We start from the raw sequence: 9,055 nt of genomic DNA, 5'->3' as shown, positions 1-9,055 counted from the left end.
TGAGAATTGTGAATTAACTATCATGGCCTGGTAGTTCAGTTGGTTTAGAATGCCAGCCTGTCACGCTGGAGGTCGAGGGTTCGAGTCCCTTCCAGGTCGCCATAAAAACATAGTGAATAGCTAAGAATTAAGAGTGAATAACTAAAGACCCAAAAGATAGAACTAGATAATTCTTCACTGTTCACCAATACACGCTGGCGTAGCTCAATTGGCAGAGCAACTGACTTGTAATCAGTAGGTTGGGGGTTCAACTCCTCTCGCCAGCTTCATTGAAAATAGTTACAAAAGTATATAATAAAAATAAACAGTAAAAAATTATGGAGGAGTTCCCGAGTTGGCCAAAGGGGACGGACTGTAAATCCGTTAGCGGAGCTTTCACTGGTTCAAATCCAGTCTCCTCCACCATTTAAACAATTTAGTAATTCACAATGCACAAATCACAATTAGAAGTAGTATAATTACTGCGGATTGTCATTCGGAGCGTAAATGAAGAATTTTTTATGCTTCTTATGCTTAAGACTCTGGAAGATAGACTCAAACAATTGTGAATTGATTGTGCGGGTGTAGCTCAGTGGTAGAGCCCCAGCCTTCCAAGCTGGTTGCGAGGGTTCGATCCCCTTCACCCGCTCCATAAGACTTTTAAACTTTGCGCCTATAGCTCAGTAGGATAGAGCAACGGACTTCTAATCCGTGTGCCGGGGGTTCGAATCCTCCTAGGCGCGCCACTTGAATATTGGGGTGTAGCCAAGTCGGTAAGGCACTAGACTTTGACTCTAGCATTCCACAGGTTCGAGTCCTGTCACCCCAGCCAATACGATCCATTAGCTCAGTCGGCAGAGCACCTGACTTTTAATCAGGGTGTCCCGCGTTCGAATCGCGGATGGATCATCATATGGAGAGGTACCGAAGCGGTCATAACGGGGCGGTCTTGAAAACCGTTAGAGTCTCACGGCTCACGTGGGTTCGAATCCCACCCTCTCCGCCATTTGTGTTTTTGAATGTTTTTGTGGAGAAGTACTCAAGCGGCTGAAGAGGCTCCCCTGCTAAGGGAGTAGGTCCTTCACGGGGCGCGAGGGTTCAAATCCCTCCTTCTCCGCCAAACTAATAGGGGCCTTTAGCTCAGTTGGTTAGAGCGCCCGGCTCATAACCGGTAGGTCCGGGGTTCGAGTCCCTGAAGGCCCATCATCTACATAAGATATACTTAGTACTGAAATATTTATAAAATGTTTGCCCAGATAGCTCAGTCGGTATGGCCAGAGAACCCAAATCATCGATTTGGTGTGAATCGGCTAGTCCGCAGCTAGTACATTTAAGCGAAGAGATATACTTAGTACTGAAATATTTATAAAATGTTTGCCCAGATAGCTCAGTCGGTAGAGCAGTAGACTGAAAATCTACGTGTCGCTGGTTCGATTCCGGCTCTGGGCACCAAATTTGGATGAGAATATTAGGGGTGTAGTTCAGTGGCAGAACGTCGGTCTCCAAAACCGAATGTCGTGGGTTCAAATCCTGCCACCCCTGCCATAAATGGGCTTGTAGCTCAGGTGGTTAGAGCGCACGCCTGATAAGCGTGAGGTCGGTGGTTCGAGTCCACCTAAGCCCACCATATTTAACAATGCACAATTTGCATGTACAATTGTGAATTGAATAAATAGGGGCCTTTAGCTCAGTTGGTTAGAGCGCCCGGCTCATAACCGGTAGGTCCGGGGTTCGAGTCCCTGAAGGCCCACCACAACGAAATAGATCCTTATGGGTCTATTTTTTTTGATCAAATTGTAAATTATTTTACTTGCTTAAATTGCATATAATGGTTTAAAATTATTACAGGTGGAATGAAAAGCAGACACTAAAACCCATAAGTTATAATAAGTATTTTGAATGGAATGGAAACGTTCCATAACCGTATGATCTTGATTATTAGAAGTAGCTATTAAACTAGTATATAACGTTTTCATGAGCAGGCATATTATTTGCATTATGAATAAAGGAGGAAAAAATGAAAATAGACAGAAAGGTTAAACTTACGTTTAAGGAAGATGTTCCGCACCTTACTTATAGGACGTTATCAGTTTTATATAAATATGATGCCCCTATAATATGGATGGAGGTATTTGCCTTTGTATGTTATATAAATTTGCATCCTATAGAAGATGATGTTTGGGAGAAGATTAAAGAGGAGCTATTAGAAATAGAGGGTTGGGAAAGCCTTGAAGAGATTGATTTATTTCCTTTTGAAGAAAAGGAAACTGAATTGAATAATGTACTAGACATAATACCTTATGGAGTTACTATTCTCAGTCAAAAAGGAGATATAAAATACGTAAATGATTATGCGGCAGAATGGGTATTTCATTCCGAAGGTAAGGATATTACAGGAATAAATATCAGGAAATACATTGAGGAGTATGATATTTTATTATCATCTTTAAAAACTGGTAATAGTAGAAAACCCATAGTAAAAGAAAATATGGAGATAGGTAATCAACTATATCAAGTAAATCTACAATATATAAGAAATAGTGAAAATGTTCTAACGGGTTATTTAGCATCATTCTATGACATTGATAATTCCAGCGTTTTAAGCCGATATGATAACCCTATTACCTTTGATGACATAATTGGTGAGAGCAACAAGATGATTGACGCAATCAATCAGGGAAAACTTTATTCTAAATCTGATTCTCCAATATTGATAACAGGTGAAAGTGGAACAGGTAAGGAGCTGTTTGCAAGAGCTATACACAATGAGAGCAAAAGAAAAGATAAACCTTTTATTGCTATCAACTGTGCCGCTATTCCTGAGCAATTATTGGAAAGCGAATTGTTTGGATATGAGCCGGGTACATTTACTGGGGGGAACAAGGATGGAAAAGCTGGGATATTTGAAGTAGCTAATAAAGGAACAATATTTTTAGATGAGATTGGTGAGATGCCTCAACATCTTCAAGCAAAGCTTCTTCGTGTATTACAGGAAAAAAAGGTTAGAAGAATAGGGGGAAGCAAGGAGGTTCGTTTTGATGTAAGACTTTTATCAGCCACTAATCAGAATATCGATGAAATGGTTAGGAGTAAAGAGTTTAGATTGGACTTACTATTTAGAATTAATATTTTTAATATCAGAATTCCGCCTCTTCGTGAAAGGAAAGAGGATATTCCCATACTTATTGAGCATTTTATTGGTATTCATTCTGAAAGGTATAATAAAAACATCGTTAGCATAGAACAGAGTGCAGTTAGAAAATTAATAAACTATAACTGGCCGGGGAATGTAAGAGAATTTCAAAATGTATTGGAAAGAGCTATAGCTCTTTCAATCGGAAAAGAAATTTCCGAAAAAGAAATAATTCTAAATTACACTATTTTTCCTGAATCAGGCATTGTCGGGCATTCATTGACTGAAGCAGTTGAAAATTATGAAAAGAAGATAATAACAGAGTCTTTAAAAACCAGTAATAGCATCAGGGGGGCTGCTAGGAATCTTGGAGTTACGCATACTCTTTTGATTAACAGAATGAAAAAGTACGGGATAAATAAAGATATACTCAAATATTATTGAAACTGGGAGAATAATTAAACGGCTAATTCAGAATTTAAATATATAAACAATATAGGGAGGTTAATCAATGGATAAGGAAAAATTAGAAAAAATGAAATTTTCAACTAGAGCAGTACATGCAGGTTATCAAAAAAATGAACATGGAGCACTGGCTACTCCTATATATCAAACTTCTACATTTATATTTGATTCAGCTGAACAAGGTGGAAGAAGATTTGCGTTAGAAGAAGGCGGATATATATATTCAAGATTAGGTAATCCGACAAATAGCCAAGTTGAAGAAAAACTTGCAAATTTAGAAAATGGGGAGGCAGCCGTATCAACGGCTTCAGGTATGGGAGCTATTACATCAGTTCTTTGGGCGAAGTTAAAAGCAGGAGATCATGTGGTAGCAGCAAACACACTATATGGGTGTACATTTGCATTTATAAATCATGGATTAACAAGATTTGAAGTGGAAGTGGATTTCGTAGATACTACAGATCCGGAAAACGTAAGAAAAGCTATGAAGCCAAATACAAAGGTTGTCTACTTAGAAAGTCCTGCTAATCCGAATATGAATATTTCTGATATCGAAGCAATATCAAAGATAGCTCACACAGTGGAAGAGTGCATAGTAGTAGTTGATAATACTTATTGTACTCCATACATTCAAAGACCATTGGATCTAGGCGCAGATGTAGTTGTTCACTCGGCAACCAAATACTTAAATGGGCATGGTGATGTCATTGCAGGATTTGCAGTTGGGAAACAAGAATTTATAGATGAAGTTAGATTAGTTGGCATCAAGGATATGACAGGTGCTTCTCTAAGCCCGTTTGATGCTTATTTAATCAACAGAGGAATGAAGACATTAGACATTAGAATGGAAAAGCACTGTGTTAATGCTCAGAAGGTAGCAGAATTTCTGGAAACTCATCCTGCAATTGAAAGTATAGATTATCCCGGACTAATGAGTTTTCCTCAATACGAATTAGCTAAAAAACAAATGAAATTACCGGGAGCTATGATAGCATTTAAATTAAAGGCTGGTCTGGAAGGCGGGATAAAATTGATGAATACTCTGGAACTATGTACATTAGCAGTTAGCTTAGGAGATACAGAAACCCTAATTCAACATCCGGCTTCAATGACTCATTCTCCATATACTCCGGAAGAAAGAGCTGAAGCGGGTATATCTGAAGGAATGGTTAGATTATCAGTAGGTCTTGAAGATGTAGACGATATAATAGCAGATTTAAAGCAGGCATTGGACAAACTCGTTTAAAAAATCGGAAGAAGATGCTAAGAGAAAATATGAGAAGTATGCAAACATGGCTTAAAATAACTTAAATTAAAAAACAACGGATATAATAGATTTATAGTGAATAGATAGCTCAATTTAGTTATCTATTTTTTTGCTTTTGTCATATGTTAGCAAAGATGTTTATTTTATTTCTCAATTGGCAATCATATTATATGTGTCAAATTATTTGGGAAGAGGGAGAAAATGACAAAAACTATTGGAATTCCAAGAGCAATGTATTTTTATGAGTTTTATCCCGTATGGGAAGCGTATTTTAAAAGTTTAGGATTTGAAATATTGTTGTCCCCGAAAACTAACAAGGATATTTTAAATGCAGGAATTTTGGCTTGTGTTGATGAGGCTTGCCTTCCTGTAAAAATCTTTCATGGGCATGTAGTTTTTTTGAAAGATAAGGTAGACTATATATTTATACCTAGAATAATTGGGCTACATAAAAGAGAATATAATTGTCCTAAACATCTAGGGCTTTCTGACATGATAAAAAGCAGTATAGACGGATTGCCTGAAATAATCGATCCAATCATCAATTTAAGAAATAAAAACGGTGTTAAAATTGCGGTAAAGGATATGAAAAATGAATTAAAATTAAATTATAGTCAGAAAGAATTATATAAAAATGCAATCAGAGAGCAAGAAAAATACAAAAAGAACTTGCTTAAAACAGATATATCGCTGAAAAAAGATGAAAAATCATCCAATTTATTGATTCTCGGTCATCCTTATAATGTATATGATGAATTTATTAATATGAATATTTTAGAGAAACTTAAGGATGAAGATCTCAATTTATTTTTTGCAGAGGATATACCTGAAAAAGACTATCGAGAGTATTCATCTCAATTTATCAAACGTATTTTTTGGACTCAAGGCAGAAAATTAATAGGCAGCTCCTATTATTTAATTGACAATGAATTAATTGATGGGATTATGTATTTAAGCGCATTTGGGTGTGGACTTGATTCAATGCTTGTTTATTTGGTAGAAAAAAAATGCATTGAAAAAAATATTCCAATGATCGTATTGACCTTAGACGAACAAACAGGCGAAGCGGGTTTCGTAACTCGCATAGATGCCTTTTTAGATATGATGGAATGGAGGAAAAAAGATGAAAATAACCTTTCCACATTTAGGTAACGTATATATAGCCTGCAAGGGATTTTTGGAAGAATTAGGTCATGAGGTAGTAACCCCTCCAATTTGCAGCAGAAAGACACTGGAAATTGGCAGCAAATACTCACCTGAAATGATGTGTATGCCCTTTAAAATATTTATTGGAAATTATATAGAAAGCATAGAAAAAGGTGCAGATACAATACTGATTACGGGAAGCTGTGGGCCCTGCAGATTTGGATTATATCCGATAATCCAAGCGGATATATTGAAAAGATTGGGGTATGATGTGGATATTATAGTATTTGATGCTATCGGTGAAGGCATAGACAAATTAAAAACAAATGTAAACAAGATACTCAATTCAAAATCCTCCCAAGAGATATATAGATCATCTAAATTAGCATTGAGTCTTATTAGAAAGACAGATGATTTGAGCCAATTGTCAAATGAAGTAAGGGCTTATGCATTAAATAAAATAGATGTAGATAAAATCATGAATAATTACTATTTAAATATTGAACAAACACATGGAGCTGAGGAATTATTAAAATTGATTAAAAATACTGAGATTGATTTAAGAGAAGTCCCAATAGATAAGAACATAAATCCTTTAAAGATTGGCATAATCGGTGAAATCTATACTATTATTGAACCATTTGCAAATTTAGAAATTGAGAAAAAATTAGGAGATTTAAATGTTCTGGTTGAAAAGTCATTGACACCTACTATATGGTTAGAACATCATGTGCTTTCATATCCATTTGGGTCAAAACATGAAAATATGAAACACAAATTAGCAGAACAATATTTAAAAAATCCGGTTGGAGGTCATGGAAGGGAAACAGTCGGAAGCGCAATTTATTATAAAAGTAGGGGATTTGATGGCGTCATTCAAATTTTACCGCTAAATTGTATGCCTGAAATTGTTGCAAAGAGTATATTAAAGACAGTTGAGAAGGATGAGGATTTTCCTATTATGACGCTGGTAGTTGATGAGATGACAGGAGAAGCAGGTTATCTAACGAGGCTAGAGGCATTCATTGATTTAATCAACAAGAGGAGGGAGAAGTGCATTGGATAGTTACTATCTGGGAATAGATGTGGGCTCTGTAAGTACCAATATTGCACTGATAGATGGAAGAGATTTACTTGTATATAAAAAATATCTTCGTACTCAAGGGAAACCTATAGATATGATAAAGGACGGAATTAAGGAGTTATCTGAATCTTTTGGTCATAGTAAGATCAAAAGTGTTGGCGTCACAGGTAGCGGAAGACAATTAGCCTCAATTATAGTTGGTTCAGATGTTATAAAAAACGAAATTACCTGCCATGCAATTGCAACGCTAAATTACAACCCCGACATTAGAACAATCATTGAAATAGGAGGGCAAGATTCAAAGATTATATTAATGCGTGATGGAATAATAGTGGATTTTGCAATGAATACCGTATGTGCTGCGGGCACCGGTTCTTTTCTTGATAGGCAAGCCCTGAGGCTGGGAATAGATATAAGTGAATTTGGAAATAAGGCCTTGAAATCTGTCAACCCTGTAAGGATAGCCGGAAGATGTGCCGTTTTTGCAGAATCCGATATGATACATAAACAACAATTGGGACATAGTCAAAATGATATTATAAAGGGTTTATGTCAAGCATTGGTACGAAACTATTTAAGCAATGTGGGCAAGGGTAAAGATATACAGGGACCAATAGCATTTCAAGGCGGGGTTGCAGCGAATGTAGGCATTAGAGAAGCATTTGAATTGGAATTAGGTGAAGAACTTATAGTGCCCCCAAATTACGATGTAATGGGTGCAATTGGAGCAGCTCTTTTGGGAAAGGAAAACGTGAAGGTCAAGGGCAGTACTAGTTTTAAGGGGTTAGATCTTTATAAAAATGATTATGTAGTAAATGGAATTGACTGTAACGGTTGTTCAAATCACTGTGAGATATTGGAAATAAAGGAGGAAGACATAGTATTGGCAAGGTTCGGTGATAAATGCGGCAAATGGTCTTCCAATAGTCTTAGATTGAATTCATAATAAGCTTTTTAATTATTTCCTTAATATTGTCAATACAAAATTCTTTATCCACTTGTAACAACAAAATATTATTTGATATTTGATAATTGGTACAATCTTCAATATCCTTGAGTAGTGCCAATTTTCTTTTGTCAATATAAAAGGCTTTTTTATCTTTAGTGACTAATCCTACATTATATTCCAATGATATTTCAAACGTTTTATCCTGATTTAAAATGATATTGTAATTATTACCATAATATTGTATGGAAAAGTTTCCTTCAAAGCTGCCGGTAATAATAAAAAAGTCTCCTGACAGGATAATGTTCTTTATTTTCATACATATAGTAGTATCAGACAAATTAAATTTTACAGATTTAATATCATCTATTATGTCAAGTATTTGTAATATAAATACCAAATAATAGAGATCGTCATAATTATGCTTTAGGATAATGTCCCTTAATTCATAATTATTTGTCTTTATATAATCCTTATAAAATTTGATACAATCTTTCCCGGAATATAAATCCTCTCTGTATATCCCAAGCCTTTTTTCCAAGGTTTTAAGCTTTAAGTTTTCTAGATTAAGATAGGATTTATTTTCCCTAACATATTTATATAAATCGAAAGAGTTCTCTGCAGCAATTTCATAATCTATATTGAAAGCATTGAGCCTATTATTTATAAAAGGAATATCAAAGGTGTCACCATTGAATGTAATGATCTTATCAAATCCGGACATATAATCTATAAAGTTTAATAATATATTTTTTTCCTCATCTAAGGTTTCAGCAAATAGCTGAATTAGATGCCACATTTTCTCTTGATAGTTGTAATACATAAGTCCAATGAGATATATTGAACAATATTTACTACTCAAGCCGGTGGTTTCAATATCTATAAAGCATACATTTTGATTATTAAAAAATTTTCTCAAATCCATATCAATTCTAAATTTATCTTCAAATACTAGCATATTATCACCTTATTAAATCATATAACAATCCTTATAGCTTGTACAGTATATTGACAAAAAAATAGGTGCTGTGGGCG

Annotated in this window: 6 protein-coding genes and 14 tRNA genes; 19 read left to right on the top strand and 1 reads right to left on the bottom strand. The window is 35.4% G+C overall.

The genetic code is table 11. From position 1 onward, the window contains the following. Positions 1–24 precede the first annotated feature (24 nt). From H8707_RS10015 to H8707_RS09925, 19 genes are all read left to right on the top strand, one after another. A tRNA-Asp gene (locus tag H8707_RS10015) sits at positions 25–102 on the top strand. 91 nt (positions 103–193) lie between these two features. Beyond that, a tRNA-Thr gene (locus H8707_RS10010) sits at positions 194–266 on the top strand. Between the two features lie 53 nt (positions 267–319). Continuing rightward, positions 320–405, top strand: a tRNA-Tyr gene (locus tag H8707_RS10005). A 152-nt stretch (positions 406–557) separates the two neighbouring features. Beyond that, positions 558–631: transfer RNA gene (locus H8707_RS10000), tRNA-Gly, on the top strand. A gap of 17 nt (positions 632–648) precedes the next feature. Next, positions 649–725: transfer RNA gene (locus H8707_RS09995), tRNA-Arg, on the top strand. Between the two features lie 9 nt (positions 726–734). After that, positions 735–811, top strand: a tRNA-Gln gene (locus H8707_RS09990). Positions 812–815: 4 nt separating this feature from the next. Then, a tRNA-Lys gene (locus H8707_RS09985) sits at positions 816–888 on the top strand. A gap of 6 nt (positions 889–894) precedes the next feature. Next, positions 895–985, top strand: a tRNA-Ser gene (locus tag H8707_RS09980). A 23-nt stretch (positions 986–1,008) separates the two neighbouring features. Further along, positions 1,009–1,099: transfer RNA gene (locus H8707_RS09975), tRNA-Ser, on the top strand. A 9-nt stretch (positions 1,100–1,108) separates the two neighbouring features. Continuing rightward, positions 1,109–1,182 (top strand) — tRNA-Ile (locus H8707_RS09970). Positions 1,183–1,355: 173 nt separating this feature from the next. After that, positions 1,356–1,431, top strand: a tRNA-Phe gene (locus H8707_RS09965). Positions 1,432–1,449: 18 nt separating this feature from the next. Then, positions 1,450–1,524: transfer RNA gene (locus H8707_RS09960), tRNA-Trp, on the top strand. A 5-nt stretch (positions 1,525–1,529) separates the two neighbouring features. Then, a tRNA-Ile gene (locus H8707_RS09955) sits at positions 1,530–1,606 on the top strand. Between the two features lie 49 nt (positions 1,607–1,655). Then, positions 1,656–1,732, top strand: a tRNA-Ile gene (locus H8707_RS09950). Between the two features lie 264 nt (positions 1,733–1,996). Further along, positions 1,997–3,556 (top strand): sigma-54 interaction domain-containing protein, encoded by a 1,560-nt coding sequence (locus H8707_RS09945; protein WP_262430005.1) that lies wholly within the window; start codon positions 1,997–1,999, stop codon positions 3,554–3,556. A 67-nt stretch (positions 3,557–3,623) separates the two neighbouring features. Next, on the top strand, positions 3,624–4,823 hold the full coding sequence (gene megL, locus H8707_RS09940; RefSeq protein WP_262430004.1) for a methionine gamma-lyase: 1,200 nt from the start codon (positions 3,624–3,626) through the stop codon (positions 4,821–4,823). 222 nt (positions 4,824–5,045) lie between these two features. Further along, positions 5,046–5,996 carry an acyl-CoA dehydratase activase-related protein gene (locus H8707_RS09935; RefSeq protein WP_262430003.1) on the top strand — a complete coding sequence of 317 codons (951 nt, stop codon included), beginning with the start codon at positions 5,046–5,048 and terminating at the stop codon, positions 5,994–5,996. Then, positions 5,968–7,056, top strand: a complete 1,089-nt coding sequence (locus tag H8707_RS09930; RefSeq protein ID WP_262430002.1) for an acyl-CoA dehydratase activase-related protein — start codon at positions 5,968–5,970, stop codon at positions 7,054–7,056. Before H8707_RS09935 ends, H8707_RS09930 begins: the two co-directional genes overlap by 29 nt. Continuing rightward, the gene (locus H8707_RS09925) at positions 7,049–8,020 is read left to right on the top strand and encodes an acyl-CoA dehydratase activase (protein WP_262430001.1); all 972 of its coding nucleotides are present in this window, start codon (positions 7,049–7,051) and stop codon (positions 8,018–8,020) included. Before H8707_RS09930 ends, H8707_RS09925 begins: the two co-directional genes overlap by 8 nt. Here H8707_RS09925 and H8707_RS09920 read toward each other — a convergent pair. After that, positions 8,004–8,978, bottom strand: coding sequence for a ribonuclease H-like domain-containing protein (locus H8707_RS09920; protein WP_262430000.1), 975 nt, complete (start codon positions 8,976–8,978; stop codon positions 8,004–8,006). The genes H8707_RS09925 and H8707_RS09920 overlap by 17 nt on opposite strands. Positions 8,979–9,055: the final 77 nt, after the last annotated feature.

The organism is Paratissierella segnis, assembly GCF_014385195.1.
GTDB classification, from domain to species: domain Bacteria; phylum Bacillota; class Clostridia; order Tissierellales; family Tissierellaceae; genus Paratissierella; species Paratissierella segnis.
Note: the sequence above shows the minus strand (reverse complement) of the source record. Positions and strands in the feature narration are given on the sequence as shown.

Bases quoted from the DNA above. Each gene is read 5' to 3' on its own strand.
- H8707_RS09945 (WP_262430005.1), top strand. From the start codon at position 1,997: ATGAAAATAGACAGAAAGGTTAAACTTACGTTTAAGGAAGATGTTCCG.
- megL (WP_262430004.1), top strand. From the start codon at position 3,624: ATGGATAAGGAAAAATTAGAAAAAATGAAATTTTCAACTAGAGCAGTA.
- H8707_RS09930 (WP_262430002.1), top strand. From the start codon at position 5,968: ATGAAAATAACCTTTCCACATTTAGGTAACGTATATATAGCCTGCAAG.
- H8707_RS09935 (WP_262430003.1), top strand. From the start codon at position 5,046: ATGACAAAAACTATTGGAATTCCAAGAGCAATGTATTTTTATGAGTTT.
- H8707_RS09920 (WP_262430000.1), bottom strand. From the start codon at position 8,978: ATGCTAGTATTTGAAGATAAATTTAGAATTGATATGGATTTGAGAAAA.